At 71.6% G+C, this 20,788-nt stretch carries 16 protein-coding genes and 1 pseudogene; 10 read left to right on the top strand and 7 right to left on the bottom strand.

Annotated features, from left to right (window positions below):
- Nucleotides 1-688 (bottom strand): annotated as a pseudogene (locus tag ACLQ23_RS27840) (hypothetical protein); the annotation flags it as partial.
- A 605-nt stretch (nucleotides 689-1,293) separates the two neighbouring features.
- On the opposite strand from ACLQ23_RS27840, the gene ACLQ23_RS27835 reads away from it, so the two are divergent.
- Nucleotides 1,294-3,093: a glycoside hydrolase family 6 protein gene (locus tag ACLQ23_RS27835; RefSeq protein WP_355629905.1), complete on the top strand. Its 1,800-nt coding sequence runs from the start codon at nucleotides 1,294-1,296 to the stop codon at nucleotides 3,091-3,093.
- 123 nt (nucleotides 3,094-3,216) lie between these two features.
- Here ACLQ23_RS27835 and ACLQ23_RS27830 read toward each other — a convergent pair whose 3' ends face one another.
- The 3 genes from ACLQ23_RS27830 to ACLQ23_RS27820 form a co-directional block, all read right to left on the bottom strand.
- Nucleotides 3,217-3,603, bottom strand: a complete 387-nt coding sequence (locus ACLQ23_RS27830) for a hypothetical protein (protein WP_355593815.1) — start codon at nucleotides 3,601-3,603, stop codon at nucleotides 3,217-3,219.
- Nucleotides 3,604-3,781: 178 nt separating this feature from the next.
- Nucleotides 3,782-4,894 (bottom strand): hypothetical protein, encoded by a 1,113-nt coding sequence (locus ACLQ23_RS27825; protein WP_355629902.1) that lies wholly within the window; start codon nucleotides 4,892-4,894, stop codon nucleotides 3,782-3,784.
- Nucleotides 4,895-4,908: 14 nt separating this feature from the next.
- On the bottom strand, nucleotides 4,909-5,508 hold the full coding sequence (locus ACLQ23_RS27820; protein ID WP_355593819.1) for a hypothetical protein: 600 nt from the start codon (nucleotides 5,506-5,508) through the stop codon (nucleotides 4,909-4,911).
- A gap of 380 nt (nucleotides 5,509-5,888) precedes the next feature.
- Between ACLQ23_RS27820 and ACLQ23_RS27815 the strand changes: the two genes are divergently transcribed.
- The 7 genes from ACLQ23_RS27815 (at nucleotide 5,889) to ACLQ23_RS27785 (ending at nucleotide 14,579) form a co-directional block, all read left to right on the top strand.
- The gene (locus tag ACLQ23_RS27815; protein ID WP_355629899.1) at nucleotides 5,889-8,372 is read left to right on the top strand and encodes a sensor histidine kinase; all 2,484 of its coding nucleotides are present in this window, start codon (nucleotides 5,889-5,891) and stop codon (nucleotides 8,370-8,372) included.
- Nucleotides 8,372-8,794, top strand: a complete 423-nt coding sequence (locus tag ACLQ23_RS27810; protein WP_355593823.1) for a roadblock/LC7 domain-containing protein — start codon at nucleotides 8,372-8,374, stop codon at nucleotides 8,792-8,794. Before ACLQ23_RS27815 ends, ACLQ23_RS27810 begins: the two co-directional genes overlap by 1 nt.
- Complete coding sequence (locus ACLQ23_RS27805) at nucleotides 8,784-9,170, top strand: DUF742 domain-containing protein (RefSeq protein ID WP_355593825.1); 387 nt, start codon at nucleotides 8,784-8,786, stop codon at nucleotides 9,168-9,170. Before ACLQ23_RS27810 ends, ACLQ23_RS27805 begins: the two co-directional genes overlap by 11 nt.
- A complete protein-coding gene (locus ACLQ23_RS27800; RefSeq protein ID WP_355593827.1) occupies nucleotides 9,151-9,753 on the top strand; it encodes a GTP-binding protein in 603 nt (200 codons plus the stop codon). Before ACLQ23_RS27805 ends, ACLQ23_RS27800 begins: the two co-directional genes overlap by 20 nt.
- A gap of 146 nt (nucleotides 9,754-9,899) precedes the next feature.
- Nucleotides 9,900-10,937 carry a lactonase family protein gene (locus ACLQ23_RS27795; protein WP_355629896.1) on the top strand — a complete coding sequence of 346 codons (1,038 nt, stop codon included), beginning with the start codon at nucleotides 9,900-9,902 and terminating at the stop codon, nucleotides 10,935-10,937.
- Nucleotides 10,938-11,100: 163 nt separating this feature from the next.
- A complete protein-coding gene (locus ACLQ23_RS27790) occupies nucleotides 11,101-12,855 on the top strand; it encodes a substrate-binding domain-containing protein (RefSeq protein WP_355593830.1) in 1,755 nt (584 codons plus the stop codon).
- Nucleotides 12,856-13,112: 257 nt separating this feature from the next.
- Nucleotides 13,113-14,579 (top strand): sugar transferase, encoded by a 1,467-nt coding sequence (locus tag ACLQ23_RS27785; protein WP_355594008.1) that lies wholly within the window; start codon nucleotides 13,113-13,115, stop codon nucleotides 14,577-14,579.
- Nucleotides 14,580-14,589: 10 nt separating this feature from the next.
- On the opposite strand, the gene ACLQ23_RS27780 is transcribed toward ACLQ23_RS27785, so the two are convergent.
- Nucleotides 14,590-15,720 carry a PP2C family protein-serine/threonine phosphatase gene (locus tag ACLQ23_RS27780; protein ID WP_355629893.1) on the bottom strand — a complete coding sequence of 377 codons (1,131 nt, stop codon included), beginning with the start codon at nucleotides 15,718-15,720 and terminating at the stop codon, nucleotides 14,590-14,592.
- 56 nt (nucleotides 15,721-15,776) lie between these two features.
- Here ACLQ23_RS27780 and ACLQ23_RS27775 point away from each other — a divergent pair, with 56 nt between their 5' ends.
- Nucleotides 15,777-16,463, top strand: coding sequence for a MarR family winged helix-turn-helix transcriptional regulator (locus ACLQ23_RS27775; protein ID WP_355593834.1), 687 nt, complete (start codon nucleotides 15,777-15,779; stop codon nucleotides 16,461-16,463).
- A 16-nt stretch (nucleotides 16,464-16,479) separates the two neighbouring features.
- Here the strand turns inward: ACLQ23_RS27775 and ACLQ23_RS27770 are convergent, their stop codons facing one another.
- Together ACLQ23_RS27770 and ACLQ23_RS27765 are read right to left on the bottom strand one after the other, a co-directional pair.
- Complete coding sequence (locus ACLQ23_RS27770) at nucleotides 16,480-18,147, bottom strand: PP2C family protein-serine/threonine phosphatase (protein WP_355629890.1); 1,668 nt, start codon at nucleotides 18,145-18,147, stop codon at nucleotides 16,480-16,482.
- Between the two features lie 127 nt (nucleotides 18,148-18,274).
- A complete protein-coding gene (locus ACLQ23_RS27765) occupies nucleotides 18,275-19,513 on the bottom strand; it encodes an ROK family transcriptional regulator (protein ID WP_355593837.1) in 1,239 nt (412 codons plus the stop codon).
- A gap of 87 nt (nucleotides 19,514-19,600) precedes the next feature.
- Between ACLQ23_RS27765 and xylA the strand changes: the two genes are divergently transcribed.
- Nucleotides 19,601-20,788: a xylose isomerase gene (xylA, locus tag ACLQ23_RS27760; protein ID WP_053653080.1), complete on the top strand. Its 1,188-nt coding sequence runs from the start codon at nucleotides 19,601-19,603 to the stop codon at nucleotides 20,786-20,788.

The following is a 20,788-nucleotide window of genomic DNA, read 5'->3' as shown; positions in this document are numbered from 1 at the left end:
TGCCTTCGTCCTTGGAGTCCCAGTCCTTCTTGCCTTCGTCCTTGGAGTCCCAGTCCTTCTTGCCTTCGTCCTTGGAGTCCCAGTCCTTCTTGCCTTCGTCCTTGGAGTCCCAGTCCTTGTCGCGGCCGTTCTCCGCGTCCTGGCCGTGCTCCTCGCCCTTCCAGTCCTTGCCACCCTCGTCGCCGTAGGCGTCGGCGGCAGCGCCACCGCCCTGGCCACCGGGCTGCGGGGAGTCGGCCGGCGGCTGCGGCTTGTCCTTGCCGTCTTCGCCCTTGCCCTCGTGGTCCTTGCCCTTGTCCTTGTCCTTGTCGTCCTTGCCGTGCTCGTCCTTGCCCTTGTCGTCCTTGCCGTGTTCGTCCCGGCCGCGGTCCTCGTGGTCGTAGGAGCCGTCCTCCTTGTTCCACTCGCCGTGGTCCTTGCCCTTGTCGTCCCGCGCCGCCTCCAGCTTGACCTTGCCGGTGACCTTGGACCAGACGAAGGCGTGCTCCTGCCGGTCCGGGCAGATCTCGAGGAGCTTGACCTTGTCGCCAGCCTTCACGACGTGCGGCTTGGCGTAGACCTTGCCGTCGTGGTCCTTGCCGCCGTCGTGGTGCCCGTCGGCGAACGCGATCCCCGGCGCGAACACCAGGAGCGATGCGCCGCCGAGCGCAGCGCCCGCAACGACCTTCCCGAGCATCTTCTTAGCCATGACTTGCGTCACTCCATCCCTGTTGTCCTGAGCCCGACGACAGTCGAGCTACGACCGACGTTAGACGGTTTCATGACTTATGAAGTGAAAGATTCGCGTTTTGACCTTTACTGCTGGTAAGAGGCTAAGGAGTGCTACGCCGCCTTCTCGGGCTTGCCGTACGTCTTGGGTGCGCCACCGCCTTGCGGCGTCGATAGCGGTGTTCGGCACGCCGCGTACCGGCCCACCAGCGCTCATCCGGTAATGGCGGGCCCGTCGCTCTCGTGTCGGCAGATCCCGCTCGGGGGTATCGTCCGAGTCGCAAAGGTCGGCCACACGCATCGAGCCATTGCCATGGAAGCGCTCCCATGTAAGAATCGGCGCACGCGGTTCGGGGAGCCACACCGCGCAGGCAGGGCGTCGAGGGCATCCGGTTTCGCCGGACGACATCCGGCCGCCACTGGGCCGGTCCGCGCCGGTCGTTCACCACCACCACAGCAGCCCGTCCGGGTCGGGCACCCCAAAGAATCCCGTTGGCGCCGGCAGCCGTCCGTCCAGGACGTCTCACCGGGCCGTCCCACGCCGGGCCGTACGCGAGCCCGGTCTCGCCCAAGGAGATCAGTGGCATGAATGTGTGGAGAAGGCTGTCCGGCCCACGCCGGACCTTCGCGCTCGCAGGCGCGGGCGTGCTGGTCGCCGGAGGGTTGGTGACGATCCCCGTTACCGCGGCACAGGCCGCGACGCAGTGCGAGATCGTCTACTCGACGAACGACTGGCCCGGTGGCTTCACCGGCAACGTCACAATTAAGAACCTCGGCGACCCGGTCAACGGCTGGACGCTTGGCTGGACCTTCCCCAACTCCAGCCAGCGGGTGCAGCAGGGCTGGTCGGCCGAGTTCACCCAGTCCGGCAGCCAGGTCACGGCCCGCAGCCTGTCCTACAACGGCAGCCTCGCCACCGGTGCGTCGACGAACATCGGGTTCAACGGCGCGTGGAGCGGCAGCAACCCGAAGCCGACGTCGTTCACCCTCAACGGAGTGGTCTGCAACGGCGGTGGCCCGACCACCCCGCCGCCCACCACCCCACCCCCCACCACCCCACCCCCGACCACGCCTCCGCCGACCACGCCTCCGCCCACCACGCCTCCGCCGACGACCCCGCCGCCCGGAACCAAGGTGGACAACCCGTACGCCGGTGTTCCCGGCTACGTGAACCCGGAGTGGAAGGCCAAGGCGGACGCCGAGGCGGGCGGAAGCCGCGTCTCCAACAACCCCACCGCCGTGTGGCTGGACCGGATCGCCGCCATCAACGGCACGCCGGACAGCAGCTCCAACGGCGCCTTCGGGGTGCGTGACCACCTGGACGAGGCGCTGCGCCAGGGTGCCGGTTACATCCAGTTCGTGATCTACAACCTGCCCGGCCGGGACTGCTCCGCGCTCGCCTCCAACGGTGAGCTGGGCCCGGACGAGCTGCCCAGGTACAAGGCCGAGTACATCGACCCGATCGCGGCGATCCAGTCCGACGCGAAGTACCGGAACCTGCGGATCATCAACGTCATCGAGATCGACTCGCTGCCGAACCTGGTCACCAACACCACTGGCAACGCGGGTGGCACCGTGATGTGTGACACCGTCAAGGCCAACGGCGCCTACGTCAACGGCGTCGGCTACGCGCTGGCGAAGTTCGGTGCGATCAGCAACGTCTACAACTACGTCGACGCCGGCCACCACGGCTGGCTCGGCTGGGACACCAACTTCGGCCCGACCGCCGACATCCTGAAGACCGCGGCGGTCGCCTCCGGCAGCACTGTCAACAACGTGCACGGCTTCATCACCAACACCGCGAACTACTCGGCTCTGCGTGAGCCGTACTTCAAGGTGACGGACAACGTGAACGGCCAGACGGTGCGGCAGTCGAAGTGGGTGGACTGGAACTACTACGTCGACGAACTGTCCTTCGCGCAGGCGTTCCGCGACAAGCTGGTCTCGGTCGGCTTCAACTCCAACATCGGCATGCTGATCGACACCTCCCGCAACGGCTGGGGCGGGTCCGCCCGGCCCACCGGTCCGGGCGCGACGACAAGCGTCGACACGTACGTCAACGGTGGCCGGGTCGACCGTCGGCTCCACCTCGGCAACTGGTGCAACCAGGCCGGTGCCGGCCTCGGTGAGCGTCCCCGGGCCAACCCGGAGCCGGGCATCGACGCCTACGTCTGGGTGAAGCCTCCGGGCGAGTCGGACGGCTCCAGCAAGGAGATCCCGAACAACGAGGGCAAGGGCTTCGACCGGATGTGCGACCCGACGTACGGCGGTAACGCCCGCAACGGCAACAACCCGTCCGGTGCGCTTGCGGACGCCCCGATCTCCGGTGCGTGGTTCTCCGCCCAGTTCCAGGAGCTCATGCGCAACGCGTACCCGGCCCTCTGACCGGGAACGCTCCAGCACCACCCGCCGCCGGCAGTAGGTGAGGCACTGCCGGCGGCAGGTCCCCCCGGGTCCCCGATCCGACCGTCACAGGTCGGGTCGGGGACCCACCCTGTTGCCCGCCGGTCAGGGCACTGTGCGCTCGATCGCCGCCCGGCCCTGCTCGGCCAGGTCACGGCGTGCCTTGTCGAGGTTCTCCGGCGTGAGGTCCTGCCCCCGTGCCATCACCAGATCCTCCGGCTCCCACTGCTGCTCAGCCCCGGTGCGGATGTTGTCCCCAGCCGCGCCGGTGCCTGTCCCGGTGGCGCCGGTGCCGGCGGCGTACGGATCGCCGAGCAGTTCGTCGGTTTCCGGCGCGAGATCCTCCGGCCGGTCCCGGGGCTCGGCGAAGGCCGGAGTGTCAGGGTCCGGGCCGCCTCCGGTCCGCAGTTGCGGGACGGTGCTGTCGTCGTCCACCGCAGCGGCCGTTTGCGGGCTCTCTTCCAGCGGCGGTCGGCGGTCGCGATCGGTCATGGTGCTGCCTCCTGGGTCCGACACGTTGCCTGATCCCTCGCGTACCCCGTGCCGGGGAGGCCATGCGCGGCGCCGGCGCGCCCGGTTGCCCACTTTCGGGGCGCTTCCGGGGCGCAACGGGCGGGCGGACATACGGGGGCGCCCCGGTCGATGATCGACCGGGGCGCCCGTGCGTAACTCAGCGACCCAGGACGCGGTCCAGGAAGTCCCGGTAGTTGCGGACAGCCATCCGCAGCTGCTCGGTGTCCGCCGAGCCGGCGTCCTGCCAGCCACCCAGCTTGTTCTTCTGGGCGGCAAGCGCCGAGGAGAGTGCCTGGATGGCCTCCTCGACCAGCGACTGCGCCTCACCGGCCGCCGCGTGCGGGTCGTCCACGAACCGCAACTGCACGTCGCGCCAGCGGTCCCGGAATCCCTGCGCCGTGTCCGCTTCGAGGAGCGTCGCCGGCTCGGCGGCCACCGTCGACCCGGTGGGCCGCGACGTTCCGGCCGACTCCAGCGAGGAGGTGGTGCCGGCGACGACGGGCACCACTTCGGCGTCCGCGTCCGGGTCGACCATCTCCGGCGTGGCACTGCCGTAGTCGGCCGCGCCGGCCGCCGTCGCGTCCGGGTCACCGGCCCAGTCGGTCAGGTCACCGCGGCGCTCGGCCGCACCGTCAGTGCTCCCCGCCGGTACGACCGTACGGGTGGAACCGTCGGCGTCGACGTGCTGGTCGTCGGCGTCGGGATCCAGGTCGGTGTCCCGGTCGGTCTCCGGGCCGCCGTCCCGGCGGTGCAGTTCGGCGGTGGGATCGGCGGTCAGGCCCACCCGTTCGCCGTCCTCGGCGCCGTCTCCGGGCTCGGCGGTCCGCTCGGCCCGAGGGTCGGGCTGGTCCTGCGGATGCGGGCTGGCCAGCGCGGACGCGGCCACAGCGTCCCCCACAGTGGTAGCGCCGAACGCGGTCGGCAGCGGGCCGGGCTCGTGGAACCCGCCCTCGTCGTCGCGGTCGTCCGTCGGGTCGGTGTGCCGGTCGTCCGCGCGGTGGCGTCGGTCGTCCGCCGCCTCGTCGTCGACGTCGTGCAGGTCCGGGTCGACGTCGTCGGCCCGCTCGTGCTCGGCGGTGGGGTCGCGCTCGGCGTCGTCGAAGGCGTCCCGGTCGTCCACAGTGCCCTCGGACGCGTCCGAGCGGTAGTCCCTGTCGGTCAGGTCGGTCTGGTCATTCCTGTCGGTTCGGTCGTCGGTCGGCGGCACGGGTACCGGTGTGGACCGGACGGCCTCCGGGTGGGCGTTGGTCACCTGCTCTTCCTGGCGCATGGGTGGTGGCCTCCTCAGCGGCTCGTGGCGTCGTGCGGAGTGTCCGGGTGGTGGTGCTGCTCTTCGGGTGCGTGCTGACCGACCGGCTCCTCGCCGAGCAGGTCGGCGAACAGAGCCCGGTAGTGCACGACAGCCTGGCGCAGTTCTTCGGTGCTGGCCTCGCCCCGGGAGTTGCGCAGGTGGATCTCGTGCGCGTCCCGGTAGTGGGTGAGCGTGCGGGCGTGATCGACGGAGAGGTGGGCGATCTGGTCGGAGAAGTCCCCGGTCGGGTAGCCCCGCTCCTCGATGAGTCGGGTGACGAGTTCATCCGCGTCGCCCACTGTGTCGCCGGGCGAGTCGATGAAGCGGATCTGGAGTTCCTCCCAGGCCGCGGCGTACTGGGCCCGGGATTCCGGGCTGAGCGGGGTGAGCGTGAGCTCGGCGTGCCGGCGCTCCCGGTCGCGCAGTTCGCGCTCCGCGGCGGACCGGCTGTCCTGCTCCTGGACCACCCGGTCGTACTCCGGCCCGAACCGGCTCTGTAGTTTGCGGCGGCGGCTGACCGACAGCGCAGCCACGGCCAGTGCTGCGATCACCAGCACGACGACGACGATGACGATTATCTGCGTGGACGACATGGGCTCCTCCTTCCTTACCTGGTATTCCCTCCGCGTACTGATCGCCAATCCCGATCCGAGGCACTTTCCGCACCGATCCGCGTCCCGTTTCGCCTAGCGAGGGCGTTGCAGGGCGAAACGCGACCGGGGGACACGGCGCGGCGCGCGATCAAACCTGATCCGCGCCGAGTTCGCGAGGCCGCCGCTGAGGGCGTCCACAGGTGTTGCATTCCGTAGCGTCGATGCCCACGCGACGGGCGGTAGTGCATCGGCGCGCGATTACGTATCCTGCCCAAGGCGCCCGCGCCGGCACCCGACCTGGACGGTCGGGCGCGCACCCGGCGAGCGCGTTGCCCGGCGGTGCCGGCGCCCTCCTGCCACCCCTGTACGGGCGAGGTCTGATGAGAACCCGCGACTGGCCGATCCGCTCGAAGCTGACCGCGTTGGTCGTCGCGCCGGTGACCGCTCTGCTGGCACTGTGGATCTTCGCGACGACGTTGACCTTCGGCCCGGCCCTGGACCTGCTCTCCGCGCGCACCCTGCTGTACGACCTGGGCCGCCCCGGTGAGGCAGTGGTCACCGAGCTGCAACGGGAACGCAGGCTGTCGGTGGTGCAGCTCGCCGGCACCAGCGAGCTGCCGGCACTGGTCGAGCAACGCCAGCGCACCGACCGGGCGGTCGCCGAGCTGCGCCGCCGGATCGACGGACAGGCGTTGCGCGACGCCGCCGACGAGGTCCTGGAGGACCGGATCGACCGGCTGGTCACCGCACTGGCGGCCCTGCCGAGCGGCCGGAACTTCATCGACGACCGCATGATGGACCGTGCTGGCGCGCTCGGCCTCTACAGTGGCATCGTCACCGCGGCCTTCCAGGCGTTCTCCGCCATGGCGGACCTGCCCGACCCCGACATCAACCGGCAGGCGCTGGCGCTCACCGCGCTGGGTCGCTCCCGGGAACTGCTCGGCCAGACCGACGCCCTGCTGGCCGGCGCGTTGACCGCCGGTCGGTTCGCCGACGGCGAGCACACCCAGCTCGTGCAGGCCATCGGCAACCAGCGGTGGCTCAGCGAGAGCGCGGTCGCCGACCTGCCCGAGGCCGGGCGCGTCGCGTACCAACGGCTTACCGAGACTCCGGACTTCACAAGCCTGCGCGCCATGCAGGACGCGTTGATCGGGGCCAGCCGGACCGGACGTCCACCGGTGGACGCGGCGTCATGGCAGGCCAGCCACGACGCCGTACAGCAGCAGTTGCGCGACTTCGAGCTGTCCGAGGCCGACGGGCTCACCGACCGCTCGGTGCCGATGGCCGTCCGGATCCTGCTCCGGCTGGCCGCCGCCGGTGTGCTCGGACTCGTCGCCGTGGTGGTCTCGGTGCTGGTGGCGGTGCGGGTCGGCCGCACGCTGGTCCGGCGCCTCAGTGGGGTGCGTACCGCCGCGCTCGAGCTGGCCGAGCATCGTCTGCCGGACGTGGTGACCCGACTGCGCCGCGGCGAGCTTGTCGACGTCGCACGGGAGGCGCCGCCACTGGAGTACGGCCACGACGAGATCGGCGAGGTCGGGCGGGCCTTCACCAAGGTGCAGCGCACCGCCGTCCAGGCCGCTGTGGACGAGGTCACCCTGCGCCGTGGCCTCAACGAGGTGTTCCTCAACATCGCCCGGCGCAGCCAGGGCCTGGTGCACCGGCAGCTGCACCTGCTGGACCGAATGGAGCGACGCGCCGAGGACCCGGACGAGCTTGCTGAACTGTTCCAGGTGGACCATCTCGCCACCCGGCTCCGTCGGCACGCCGAGGACCTGGTCATTCTCGCCGGCTCCGCGCCAGGTCGGGGATGGCGCAACCCGGTGGCGATTGTCGACCTGGTTCGCGGCGCGATCTCCGAGGTCGAGGCGTACGACCGGGTGGACATCACCGTCGTGCAGCCGGCCGGCGTGCTCGGCCGGGCTGTCGGTGACGTCATCCACCTGCTGGCCGAGCTGATCGAGAACGCTACCGCCTTCTCGCCGCCGGACACCCGGGTCACCGTGACGGGGGAGCAGGTGGCCAACGGGTACGCCCTGGAGATCACCGACCAGGGGCTGGGGATGTCCGAGGCGGCACTGGAGGGCGCGAACACCCGGCTGGCCAGCTCGCCCGAGTTCGACCCGACCGAGAGCGCGCGACTCGGCCTGTTCGTGGTGGCCCGACTGGCGGCACGGCACGCGGTACGGGTCCGGCTGCGCCCCGGCAGGGAGAGCGGGGTGACCGCCGTGGTGCTCATCCCCAGCGACCTGGTCACCGCCGAGCCGCCGGCCGGACACGACCTCGCCGCGCCGACTTCCGCGCCCGGCGAACGGCGACCCCGCCGGGCCACAGTGCCCCGACCCCGGCCCAACCGTGCCCGCCCGCCCGCGGCCGCCACCGGGCCGTCCGCCACCGCAGCGCCCGCCCACGGCCCGGACGCGTCGGCCGCCAACTCCCCCGCAGACGAGGGACCGGGCACGACCGGGCCGGGCGTCGAGGGGACGTCCTCGGACGGGACAACTGACGACCTGGACGGGCTGCCGCGCCGGGTGCGACGGCGTACCCCCGCCGCAGTGCCCCGGTCGACGGCCGCCGATGCGCCGTCGCCCCGGTCACCGGAGGAGGTACGCCGGGTCATGGCGGCACTTCAGGCGGGAACCGCCCGCGGCCGGGCCACCGGCGCCCCGCCGCCCCCGGCAGCCCAGCCAGATGCGGCAGCCCAGCGAGATGCGGCACCCGCGACCGGGCCCGCCGCGCCCGTCCCGACGGCTCCGGTGACCCCGGTGTCTTCGACGGCTCAAGCGACCCCGGCAGCTCCGGCGGACCACGCCGTTGCGGACCGGGACACCACCGAACCCCCGACCGAGACTGAGAGGAACGCCTAGTGCGGCAGACGACGAAGCAGGGCGCCAGCCTCGACTGGCTGCTCGACGAGCTGGTGCAACGGGTGCCGGCCGCCCGGGAGGCGGTGGTGCTCTCCGCCGATGGGCTGCTGCTGGGCTCCTCGACCGAGCTGGACCGCTCCGACGCCGAGCACCTCTGCGCGCTCGCCGCCGGCTTCTCCAGCCTGGCCCGGGGCGCGAGCCGACACGTGGACGGCGGTCCGGTCCGGCAGACCGTTGTGGAGATGGAGTCGGCGTACCTCTTCGTCACCGCCGCCGGGCAGGGTGCCTGCCTTGCCGTGGTGAGTGACGCGGACGCGGACATCGGCCTGGTGGCATACGAGATGGCGATGCTTGTCATCCGTGTGGGGGAGAACCTCAGTGCGCCGGCCCGGCCGTCGGCGGGTGCCGGTGATGCGGGCTGAGCCGCCCGCGCCCCAGCACGAGTGGCTGGACGGCGACGCGGGCCCGGTCGTGCGCCCGTACACGCTCACCGGCGGCCGGGTACGCTCCGCCGTCGGGTTCGATTTGGTCGCGTTCGTCCTGGCCGCCTCGGATTTCGACCCGGCAGCCCACCCGCAGCTGCTCCCGGAGCACCGGCGGCTTGTCGCGCTCGCCGGCCAGCCGGTATCGGTGGCCGAGTTGGCAGCCGAGCTGGACCTCGCGGTCGGGGTGATCCGGGTGCTGCTCGGTGACCTTCTCGCTCAGGGCCTGGTAGCGGTGCACGAGCCGCCGGCCGACGGCAACCTTCCCGACGACGACATCCTCAAGGCGGTGGTCAGTGGACTCCGTGCGTTATGACCATGCGGGCACTCGTACCACCATCCCGCTGGCACTGAAGATCCTCATCGCCGGAGGCTTCGGTGCCGGCAAGACGACGCTTGTGAGCGCGTTGAGTGAGGTTCGCCCGTTGCAGACCGAGGAGGTGTTGACCGGGGCCGGGATCGGCACCGACGACACCTCCGGCGTGGAGGGCAAGTCGACCACCACGGTCGCCATGGACTTCGGCCGGATCACCATCAACGAGGACCTCCAGGTCTATCTTTTCGGCACGCCGGGCCAGGACAGGTTCTGGTTTCTCTGGGACGAGTTGGCCTTCGGCGCGCTCGGCGCTGTGGTGCTCGCCGACACGCGGCGGCTGGCCGACTGCTTCCCCTCGATCGACTACTTCGAGCAGCGCGGCATCCCGTTCGTGGTTGGCGTGAACTGCTTCGACGGCACCCGCCGGTTCGAGTTGGAGACCGTACGTCGGGCGCTGGACCTGGATCCGGACGTACCGATGGTGCTCTGTGACGCCCGGGACCGGCAGTCCGGCAAGCTGGTGTTGATCTCCCTGGTCGAGCACGTGGCCCGCCAGCGTGGTGAGCCGGTGCCGGCCGCCTGAGCGGCCGCCGCGCGGGCGGCGGATCGGCGGTCAGCGCGCGCGGAGAGCCGATGGTCGGCGATCCGGGCCCGGAAAGCTGGTTAGCGGGCCGGCATCGTGGGCAGCTCTGATTGGATCTACCGAGAGTGCCGGCTAAGGGGTGGGGCGTGAGTGGTCAGGGCGAGGTCGTCCACATCGGCGGTTACACGGCGCAGGGCGGAGGGCGCGGCAGCGGCATCGTGGCGGCCCTGCGGGACCCGGCCACCGGGGCGCTGACCCCGCTGGGCACGGTGGCGGTCACCGAGTCCCCGTCGTTCCTGGCGCGGCACCCCCGCCAGCCGGTGCTCTACGCGGTAAACGAGGTGACCGACGGGGCGATCAGCGCCTGGCGGGTCGGGCCCGACGGCACGCTGGACCCGCTCGGCAGCCGCTCGACAGGTGGCGCCGAGCCCTGCCACCTGGCGGTGCTGCCCGACGGCGGGCACCTGGTGGCGGCCAACTACGGCGGCGGCAGCGTCGCCGTCTTTCCGCTCGACGCGCAGGGCGTGCCCGGTGAGCGCACCGACCTCGTGGTGCACGAGGGGCACGGTCCCGACCCGGACCGCCAGGACCGGGCGCACACCCACATGGTCTCCCCGGACCCGGGCGCGGGACCGCTGCTCGCTGTGGATCTGGGCACCGACTCGGTCTACAGGTACGACCTCGACGGCGCGAGCGGTCGGTTGACGCCGCGCGGGCCACGGACGCGCACGGCGCCCGGCACCGGGCCACGGCACCTGGCACGCCACCCCGACGGGCGGCGCTGCTACCTGGTCGGCGAGCTGGACGCCACTGTGACCGCGTACGAGCTTGACGACGACGGGGCGCTGCACCAGCGTGGCCGGGTCGACGCGAGCGACCGGACCGGGCACGTCCAGCCGTCGGAGGTGGCGGTAGGCCCGGACGGCCGTTTCCTGTACGTCGCCAATCGCGGGGTGGGCACCATCGCCGTCTTCAATCTGGCCGGCGAGCTGCCCGAGTTGGTGGCCGAGGTGGACACCGGCGGTGAGTGGCCCCGGCACTTCGTGCTGATCGGCACGCATCTGTACGTCGCCGACGAGCGCGCGGACATGGTGCGGGTCTTCCGGCTGGACGCGAGCACCGGCATTCCGGCACCGGTCGGCGAGCCCGTGGCGGTGCCGAGCCCGACCTGTGTGCTGCCGTGAGCCGAATCATCTGTGGCGAGACGTGAAGACGATGCCGATTTGACGACGGCTCGGGACCGCTTCATCACTCTGTGTCGCTAAACGGTGATCAACTGTTTCTCCTGCGTAACTTTAGTCCGAACGGTTGTGGCAGAGACGGCACCTAATACGCAAGATGGTCAGCGTGTCAGCAGGCCGCCATCGCATGCGTTCGAAACTCCACCTCGCCGTCGTCGGATCGATGGCGACGGTTCTCGTCGTCACCACCGGCGCGTGGTTCGGCTACAGGGAGCTGATCCAGCCGAACTGCTCAGGGGAGATCCGGCTCGCGGTGGCGGTCGCCGCCGAACTCGCGCCCGCCGTCGACGCCGCCGCCGCCCAGTGGGTCAAGGACGGTGCCGCTGTCGGCCCCACCTGCATCCGCGTCGACGTCTCGGCGTCCGACCCGGTCGACGTGGCCGCAGTGGTGGCCGCGAAGCACGGCGCCGTCCTGGCCGGTGTCGGGCAGGCCAGCGGCACCGCCGTCACCCCGGACGTCTGGGTGCCGGACTCGTCGACCTGGCTGCTGCGGCTCAAGAAGGACGCGACAGCCTTCGCTCCGACAAACGGCGCTTCCATCGCCCGCAGCCCCGTCGTCGTGGCCATGCCCGAGCCGGTGGCCACCCGGTTGGGCTGGCCCGACGCGAAGTTCACCTGGGCGGACCTCCTCAAGCAGGTGAACAGCAGCAAGCCACTGCGTACCGGGATCGTCGAGCCCACCCGGGACGCCGCCGGTCTGTCCGGTCTGCTCTCGCTGACGGCGGCCGCCAGCGCGGCGGGCGGCGACACCCAACGCAACACCGTCGGTGCGCTGCGGGCGCTTGCCACGGGCCGGTCGTCGCTGCGCAGCGACCTCGTGGCGCGCTTCCCGACCGCCACGGACCCGACCTCCATCGCGAGTGGCCTCGGTGCGGCGGCGCTGTCCGAGGAAGACGTGATCGCCTACAACAGCAAGCAGCCGCCGGTGCCGCTCGCCGCCCTCTACATGGAGCCGGCCCCGATGCCGCTTGACTACCCGTACGCGGTGCTGCCCGGCATCGAACCGACCAAGGCGTCGGCGGCCAAGGTGCTGTTCGAGTTGCTCACCGCCCCGAAGTTCCGGGACCGGCTGGCGGCGCAGTCGCTGCGCGGGCCGGACGGCAACTGGGGTGCCGGTTTCCACGCGCCGCAAGGTGCCCCGAGCCCGTCGGGTACCGCGCCGTCGGAGCCGGCGGCAGGCGGCACGGCGGCAGGCGGCCTCGACCCGGCCGCGATACAGCGTGTCGTCTCCAGCTGGTCGATCGCCACCCAGTCCGGCCGCATGCTCTGCGTCATCGACGTTTCCGGCTCGATGAAGGAAGAGGTGCCAAGCGCCAACAGGCGCAGCCGCGAGGAGGTCACCGTTGACGCGGCACGTCGCGGCCTCGGCCTCTTCGACGACTCCTGGGCGATCGGCCTGTGGACCTTCTCCACCAAACTCGTCGGGAACCGCGACTACCGTGAGCTGGTTCCCATCGGCCCGCTGTCGAGCCAGCGCGGTCAGCTCGAGGCGGCCCTCGGTACGATCAAGCCGTCCAGCGGCGACACCGGCCTCTACGACACCATGTTGGCCGCTTACCAGGCGGTCCAGGAAGATTGGCAGCCCGGCCGCGTCAACTCGATAGTGCTGTTCACCGACGGCAAGAACGAGGACGACAACGGCCTCAACCAGCAGCAGCTGCTGGCCAAGCTGAAGCAGATCGCCGACCCGGAGCGTCCTGTTCAGGTCATCATGATCGGCATCGGCGAGGGCGTCAGCAAGGCCGAGTTGGAGTCGATCACCAAGGTCACCGGTGGTGACGTCTTCGTCACCAAGGACCCGAGTGAGATCGGCAGCATCTTCCTCAGCGCCATCGCCCGCCGCCCCCCGGCGCCGCGCTGAGCCGACGCACAGCACAGGGAGCCTGCCGGACCGCCGATCCGGTACGGCGGGCCCCTTTTGTAACCGCAGGGTTGAAGAAAAGTGACGGCAATACGTCGGAATCAATCGGCAGTCATAGTTATCAGGGCAGGATGTCGACGTGTCCCGGCATTGTCGGTCCGCCCCGGTCGCCCCGGTTTCTCGGTCCGCCTCGGTGCGACCAGTCGGCCGGGTCGACCTGAACAGAGTGGGGAGGGCCAGTGACCGCCACGACACTGATGACCCCCGCCAGCACGTCCGCGAAGCCGGACGGCCGTCCGGCCGGGCTGATGGCCCGCGCCGACGAACGGTCCTACATCCGGGTCCTGGTGGTTCTGGACACCACCATTCTCACAATCGCCCTGCTCGTCGGGTACGTCGCGCGTTTCGGTGACGAGGAGCCGAGCGGCTCGAAGATCCCCTACGTGCTTGTGGCACCCGGGTTGGTTCTTGCCTGGCTGGTCTCGCTCAAGGCGCTCGGCTGCTACGACGACCGGGTGATCGGCTACGGGGCGGACGAGTACCGGCGGGTCAACTCCGCGAGCCTGCGGCTGGCCGGGGCGATCGCCATCGCCGGATACATCGCCGACGTCGGGGTCTCCCGGGGGTTCCTCGGCATCTCGTTCGCGGTGGGCACCGTCGGGCTGGAAGTGGCCCGGTTCGCCGCCCGAAAACGTCTGCACCGGGCACGGTCCCGAGGGTTCGGCTGGTCCCGCAAGGTGCTCGTGGTCGGTGACACCGCCCATGTTCTGGAGTTGGTGCACACACTGCGCCGGGAGCCGTACGCCGGCTATCAGGTGGTCGGTGCGTGCATCCCCGACGCGCTGCTGGCACCGGTGGCGCAGCGTCTCGGTGACGTACCGGTGGTGGGGTCGTTCCGGGGCATCCCGGAGGCCGCGACCGCGATCGGCGCGGACACGGTGGCCGTGACCGCCTCCGGCGAGCTGACCGCCGCCCGACTGCGCCGGCTCGGTTGGCAGTTGGAGGGCACCGGCGTCGACCTCGTCGTGGCACCCGCGCTCACCGACGTGGCCGGCCCCCGGATCCACACCCGCCCGGTGGCAGGGCTGCCGCTGATCCACGTCGAGGCACCCGAGTTCCGCGGTGCGCGCAAGCTGGTGAAGGGATTCGTCGACCGGTCGGTGTCGTCGGTAGCCCTTGCGCTGCTGCTGCCGCTCATAGCGGTCATCGCGCTCGCCATCAAACTCGACAGCCGGGGTCCGGTGCTGTTCCGGCAGACCCGGGTCGGCCGGGGCGGCAAGGAGTTCGGGGTCTACAAGTTCCGGACCATGGTGGTGAACGCCGACGCGCTGCTCGCCGAGTTGGCCGCCCGCAACGAGACCGACGGCCTCATGTTCAAGATGCGCGACGACCCCCGGGTCACACGGGTCGGCCGGCTGCTGCGCAAGTGGTCGCTTGACGAGCTGCCACAGCTCGTCAACGTGCTACTGGGTCAGATGAGCCTGGTCGGGCCGCGCCCGCCGCTGCCCTCGGAGGTGGCCCGCTACGACGGCGATGTCGCCCGCAGACTGCTTGTCAAGCCCGGCATGACCGGGCTGTGGCAGGTGAGCGGGCGCTCCGACCTTAGCTGGGAGGACGGCATCCGACTCGATCTCTACTACGTGGAGAACTGGTCGCTCGCCGCCGACCTCACCATCCTCTGGAAGACCTTCGGCGCGGTGCTCAACAGTCGCGGCGCCTACTGACCTCCGCAGGTCAGGGCTGCGGGCCGGTCCAGTCGAGGCAGACCACCACCGCGTCGTCGATCAGGTCGCCGGCCACGAACGCGCGCAGGTCACCGATCAGTGAGCGGACCGCCTCCAGCGGCTCCATCGGGCCGGTCCGTCGCAGGAACCTGTCGAGTGCCGTCTCGCCGTAGCGCACATCCTGACCGGCGGCATCCACCACCCCGTCGCTGACCACGAACAGCCGGTCGCCGCGCTCCAGCGTGAACGTCTGCTCGCGGTAGTCGGTCGCCTCGAACATGCCGAGCGGGAACTGCGCCTCCAGTGGCTGCTCGGTGACCTCGCCGCCGCGCAGCAGGACCAGCCGAGGTGAGCCCGCGTCCACCACTGTCATCGTCCCGGACCGCAGGTCCAGCTCCAGCAGCAGCACGGACAGGTGCCGCTTGCCCCGGTACTCGTCGTAGATGGCCTGGTCGGCGAGGGCCGCCTGGTCGGCCAGACTCAGCCCGGCCCGGCGGGCGTTGCGGAGCGCGTGGGTGGCGAGCGAGGTGAGCAGGGACGCCGCGACACCTTCGCCGGTCCCGTTGACTGTGGACAGCCAGAGCCGCTGCCCGTCGTCGGACCAGTCGAAGCCGTCGCCCCGCACCGCGTACGCCGGCTCCAGTTGCCCGGCGAGGCTGAACGACGGCCTGATCCGGCTGCGGCCGGGCAGCAGGTCCCACTGCATCTCGGCGGCCAGGGTGAGCCGCTGACTGCGTCGCGCGGCGCTGTAGACGTCGGTGCCGGGGGATACGGCGTCCAGTTCGTGGGCGAGCGCGGTCGCGATCTCGGCCAGGTCTGCGAGCACGGTCGGGTCGTCCGGCACCGGCGCCACGCGCAGTACGCCGCGACGCTCGCCGCGCATGCTGACCGGCAACCAGACGGTGTCGTCGACCCGCACTGGCGACTGGTGGTCGAAAGCCCGCCACGCGGGGTGCCCCGCACCTCGAAGGGAGTCACCCTCGGTGAGCGGCAGTAGCTCCGAGAGCCGATAGTCGACCTGGTACAGCTCGACCTCGCTGATCCCGTACGCCTCGGCGAGAACCTCCCCGACCCCGCTCACGAGGCGGTCGGCGGGTGTCTCATTGAGGGTACGTCGTGCCCGATTGACCGGTTCGTTCATCAGGGCTCCTTGATCAAGCTCAACTACCAGCGGGTTCGGAGTAGTCTCGGGCCACCATGGCCGAACTGCCCGGTCCACCGGACCCCGAGACGAGTATGGCCGCCGCGTTGGACGCGGCGGCGGGTGCATTGCTGAGCGTGTGGGATTCCGCCCGGGAGGCGACCGCCAACCGGCTCTCCGGAGTCCAGTTACGGGCTGTGATGGTGGTCGAGCACCACGACGGGATCAACCTGCGCCGGCTCTCCACCCAACTCGACATGTTGCTCAGCTCCGCCAGCCGGCTCTGCGACAGGTTGGTCGCCGCCGGAATGCTTGAACGCGAGCCGGGCCGTTTCGACAGGCGGGAGATATCCCTGCACCTCACGCCGGAGGCACGTCGGCTCCTCGCGGAGCTGCGGGCCGACCGCCAGGCGCGGCTCGCCGCTGTCCTGGCCGAGATGAGCGCCGCGGGTCGCGCCGCCCTGCTGCGCGGGGTTCGGGACTTCGATGAGGCCGCCCGCCGGCAGCAGGCGCAGAGCACACCGACGCCCGGCGACTGGCCAGCCGACAGGGACGAGCCGGACGACCCGGCCGGGTGGCCGCGTGATCCGGACCGACCCACCGGCCGGGCGAGGGACTGGCCGGCGGACCCTGACCGGCCCTCGCGCACGATGCGACAGGGCGGGCCGACAGACACCGATCGACAGGTAGGCAGCCCTCGCGAGTGGCCCGCGGGCGACCCGCCGGTGGCCCGGACCGCCTGAGCCGACCGGAGGTCGGTCACGTCGGCGTCGACGCGCACACCGCAAGCATTGCGATGTCGTCGTGGGCCTGCCCGCCCAGCCATTCGTCCACGAGCTGGAGCAGCCGGTCGACAAGCACCGCAGGCGGCAGCCCGGCCGCCGAGGCGAGCGCGGCGCGCAGCCGGTGCTCGCCGAACATCTCCACGTCGATCGGCCCGCCGTGCGCCTCGGTCACCCCATCGGTGTACGCGAGCAGCAGGTCACCCGGGCCGAGATGCACCCGGGTCTCGGCGAACCGCGCGTCGGCGAGCGCGCCGACAGGCATCCCGCCGACCGGAACAGGGGTGACCGAGCCGGAGGCGGTGACAAGCAGCGGAGCCGGGTGGCCGCCGCCGGCGATCCGGATGTCCACCCCTGTCGGCCCGCGCTCCAGTGAGCCGAGCAGCAGGGTGGTGAACTGGCTGCGCCGTGCCGCTTCGGGAGCGTCGAAGAGCGCCCGGTTGAGAAGGTGGATCAGCTCCAGCGGGCGCTGCTCGACAAGCCGCAACGTCTGCAACGACTGGCGGACCCGGCCGGTCAGGACGGCCGCGCCGACGCCCTTGCCGCACACGTCGCCGAGCGCGAACAGCGCCCCGCGCGAGTGCGGGAACACCTCGTAGAAGTCGCCGCCGATGCGCAGGGTGTCCCCGGCGGACCGGTAGCCCCCGGCGATGCTCACGCCGGGCACCGTCGGCAGCTCCGGCGGGAGCAGGCTGGTCTGCAACACGCGGGCCAGGTGGGCCTGCTCGCCGTACAGCTCGGCGGTGGCCAGTGCCGCGCCCGCTCGCGCCGCGAACTCGCGGGCCAGCTCGATGTCGCGCGGCTCGAACCCGGCCCGCCCGCTGCGTCGGATCAGCAGCAGGGCGCCGGCCGGGCCGCCCGCGCCGCGCATCGGGCAGACAAGCACGGCACCGGGCGGGCCGAAGTCGGACGGCAGTACGGGGGCCAGGCCGTCGGACGTGACGTCCCGCCACAGGCCCGGCTCGACGAGCGTGCCGTCGAGCGCCTCGGCGAGGCCGGGGACGACGGCGGTCAGCTCCGGCCCGACGCGCCCGGTGACGGGCGCGGGTGCCCCCTCGGTGTACCGGGTCCAGCGGGTGTACGGCTCGGCCGGCGGGCGGTGCAGCGCCACTGCGGCGTCGGCCAGGTACGGCACGGCGAGGGTCGTGGTGACCCGCAGGGTCTGGTCGCGGTGCAGGGAGAGCCCCAGCCGGCTGCCGGCCTGGGCGAGGAACGCGGTGCGGGAGCGCTCGGCTAGCAGGGCGTCGGTGCGGGCGTGCTCCTCGGTGACGTCCCGGACGTACCAGGCGTACCGGTTGCCGGCGAGCTGTCGGCGGTAGCCCCGGAGCTGCCGGCCACGGTGCTCGGCGTCGAAGTGCACGGCGCCGTCGGTGACAGCACGGGCCAGCGCCGCGATCGGACAGCCGGGCAGCCCGGTGCCCGCGACGATCTCCGGGAGCAGCTCTGCGGCCATGGCGTTGACAAGGGTGACCCGGCCGGCGCTGTCGGTTGTCAGCACGGCCTCGGCGAGCCCGTCGAGCAGCTCGCGGGCCAACGGCGAGTCGGCCGGAAGTGGACCGCCGGTGGGCTGCCGGGCAGAGCGGCGGGGTGTCTGCCCCTCGTCGCTGACCGGGCCGGCGTCGCCGCCGCGTCTGCTCGTGCTCACCGCCCGACGCCGGCCCGCGTCTGACGCCCTCTACGCATGCTGCTCCTGCACTCCTCACCCGCGGATCGTTTGCCTGACAGCAAGCGTACCGAGCCGCTGTGACGGGCACCCAGAGTGCGGCCGGTGATCAGCTGGAGCGGGTCAGCCAGCCGGCCGGGCGGCCCACGATGTGGCGGACCACCGATCCGGCGGCGCCCACCGAGGCCGCCTCCGGGCCGAGGGTCGACGGTCGGACCGTGACCGGTGACCAGGCGGCGGTGAGCACCCGAGCGGCGATCTCGGCGAGCACCGGAGGGCACAGCCAGGGTGCCAGCGGGGCGTACCCTCCGCCGAGCACAACGGTGTCCAGGTCCAGCAGGTTGACCACGCTTGCCACCGCGACACCGAGCGCGCTGCCGGCGTCGCGCAGCGCCCGCAGGGCGTCCGGGTCGCCGGCCTCGGCCAGCTCCGCCAGCCGTACGGTGGCGGTGTCGGCGGGAAGCTCCGCGCGGGCCAGCCCGGCGGCGGCCACTATCGCCTCCTGGCCGGCGTACTGCTCCAGGCAGCCACGCCCGCCGCAGCGGCACGGACGCCCCTGCGGGTGGACCGGGAGGTGCCCGATCTCACCGCTCCAACCCCGGACGCCCCGGAACAGCGCGCCGTCCAGCACGATGCCCGCGCCGATGCCGACCTCGCCGGAGATGTGCAGGAAGCTGGCCGGCCCGGGAGGTCCGGAGTGCAGTTCGCCGAGCGCGGCGAGATTTGCCTCGTTGTCCACCACGAGCGCCGGTACGCCGGGCACCTGATCGGTGAGCGGAGGGTGGCCCCGCAGCAGGGTCGGAACCGGTACGTCCTGCCAGCCGAGGTTCGGTGCGAGCCGGACCACTCCGGCGTCGTCCACGAGGCCGGGCACGGCGAGCGCGGCGCCGGCCAGGGTGAGGCCCTGCCGGGCGGCGTCGGCGCGGGCCTGTCCGGCCAGGGTGACCAGTTGGGCCAGGGCGTCGGCGGGTGCCACGGGGCGCAGGTCGGCGCGGTGCACCGTGTGGTGGCGTACCTGGCCGGCGAGGTCGACAACGCACACCGCGAGGTAGTCGACGTTGACCTCCAGGCCCAGCCCGGCGGGACCCTGGTCGGCCAGGACCAGCCCGCGGGCCGGTCGGCCGGCGCCGGCGCGGGGCGCCGGGTCGGCCTCGCTCACCAGTTGGCCGGCGAGCAGGTCCTCGACCACCGCGGAGACGGTGGCCCGGGTCAGGCCTGTGGCGGTGGCCAGATCGGCGCGGGACGGGGGGCGGTCGGCGGCGGCGATCCGACCGAGCACGAGGGCGAGATTGAGTTCGCGCAGGCTGCCTTGGCGGGCGGCGCCGGCCGGGGTGTGGGTGGGGCTCACCCCTTGACAGTGCCATAGGGTGGGCAAATAATTCAATCGCTGAACAAATAGCCGGCCACGCCACCCCACCATCACCCGGAGGTCCTCATGGCACCCCGTCCCACCCCCGCCGACAAGTTCTCCTTCGGGCTCTGGACCGTGGGCTGGCAGGCCCGCGACCCGTTCGGTGACGCGACCCGCCCCGAGCTTGACCCGGTCGAGGCCGTGCACCGGCTCGCCGAGCTGGGCGCGTACGGCATCACCTTCCACGACGACGACCTGATCCCGTTCGGCGTCGACGCCACCACCCGCGACTCGCACATCGCCCGGTTCCGCAAGGCCCTCGACGAGACCGGGCTTGTGGTGCCGATGGTCACCACCAACCTCTTCACCCACCCGGTCTTCAAGGACGGCGGCTTCACCAGCAACGACCGCGACGTCCGCCGCTACGCGCTGCGCAAGGTCCTGCGCAACGTCGACCTGGCCGCCGAGCTGGGCGCGAGCACCTTCGTGATGTGGGGCGGGCGCGAGGGCTCCGAGTACGACGTCGCCAAGGACGTCCGGGCCGCACTGGACCGCTACCGCGAGGCCGTCGACCTGCTCACCCAGTACGTCATCGACCAGGGCTACGACCTGCGCTTCGCCCTGGAGCCCAAGCCCAACGAGCCGCGCGGCGACATCCTGCTGCCCACTGTCGGGCACGCGCTCGCCTTCATCTCCCAGTTGGCCCACCCGGAGATGGTCGGCCTCAACCCGGAGGTCGGCCACGAGCAGATGGCCGGGCTCAACTACGCCCACGGCATCGCCCAGGCGCTCTGGCAGGGCAAGCTGTTCCACCTGGACCTCAACGGGCAGCGCGGCATCAAGTACGACCAGGATCTGGTCTTCGGCCACGGCGACCTGATGAACGCGTTCGCACTGGTGGACCTGCTGGAGAATGGCGGCCCCAACGGCGGCCCGACCTACGACGGCCCCCGGCACTTCGACTACAAGCCCTCCCGCACCGAGGACATGGACGGCGTGTGGGCGTCGGCGGCCGCCAACATGGCCACCTACCTGCTGCTCAAGGAGCGGGCGGCGGCGTTCCGCGCCGACCCCGAGGTGGTCGAGGCGCTCGCCGCCAGCAAGGTCGGCGAGCTGAGCACCCCGACGCTCAACCCGGGCGAGGGGTACGACGACCTGCGCGCCGACCGGTCCGCGTTCGAGGAGTTCGACGTCGACGCGGTGGCCGCCCGGGGCTTCGCCTTCGTCCGGCTCAACCAGCTCGCCGTCGAGCACCTGCTCGGCGCCCGCTGA

Source organism: Micromonospora sp. DT41 (assembly GCF_049841715.1).
GTDB classification, from domain to species: Bacteria; Actinomycetota; Actinomycetes; order Mycobacteriales; family Micromonosporaceae; genus Micromonospora; species Micromonospora profundi.
Note: the sequence above shows the minus strand (reverse complement) of the source record. Positions and strands in the feature narration are given on the sequence as shown.

Bases quoted from the DNA above. Each gene is read 5' to 3' on its own strand.
- xylA (WP_053653080.1), top strand. From the start codon at position 19,601: ATGGCACCCCGTCCCACCCCCGCCGACAAGTTCTCCTTCGGGCTCTGG.
- ACLQ23_RS27815 (WP_355629899.1), top strand. From the start codon at position 5,889: ATGAGAACCCGCGACTGGCCGATCCGCTCGAAGCTGACCGCGTTGGTC.
- ACLQ23_RS27785 (WP_355594008.1), top strand. From the start codon at position 13,113: ATGACCCCCGCCAGCACGTCCGCGAAGCCGGACGGCCGTCCGGCCGGG.
- ACLQ23_RS27780 (WP_355629893.1), bottom strand. From the start codon at position 15,720: ATGAACGAACCGGTCAATCGGGCACGACGTACCCTCAATGAGACACCC.
- ACLQ23_RS27825 (WP_355629902.1), bottom strand. From the start codon at position 4,894: ATGCGCCAGGAAGAGCAGGTGACCAACGCCCACCCGGAGGCCGTCCGG.
- ACLQ23_RS27775 (WP_355593834.1), top strand. From the start codon at position 15,777: ATGGCCGAACTGCCCGGTCCACCGGACCCCGAGACGAGTATGGCCGCC.
- ACLQ23_RS27835 (WP_355629905.1), top strand. From the start codon at position 1,294: ATGAATGTGTGGAGAAGGCTGTCCGGCCCACGCCGGACCTTCGCGCTC.
- ACLQ23_RS27805 (WP_355593825.1), top strand. From the start codon at position 8,784: ATGCGGGCTGAGCCGCCCGCGCCCCAGCACGAGTGGCTGGACGGCGAC.
- ACLQ23_RS27820 (WP_355593819.1), bottom strand. From the start codon at position 5,508: ATGTCGTCCACGCAGATAATCGTCATCGTCGTCGTCGTGCTGGTGATC.
- ACLQ23_RS27830 (WP_355593815.1), bottom strand. From the start codon at position 3,603: ATGACCGATCGCGACCGCCGACCGCCGCTGGAAGAGAGCCCGCAAACG.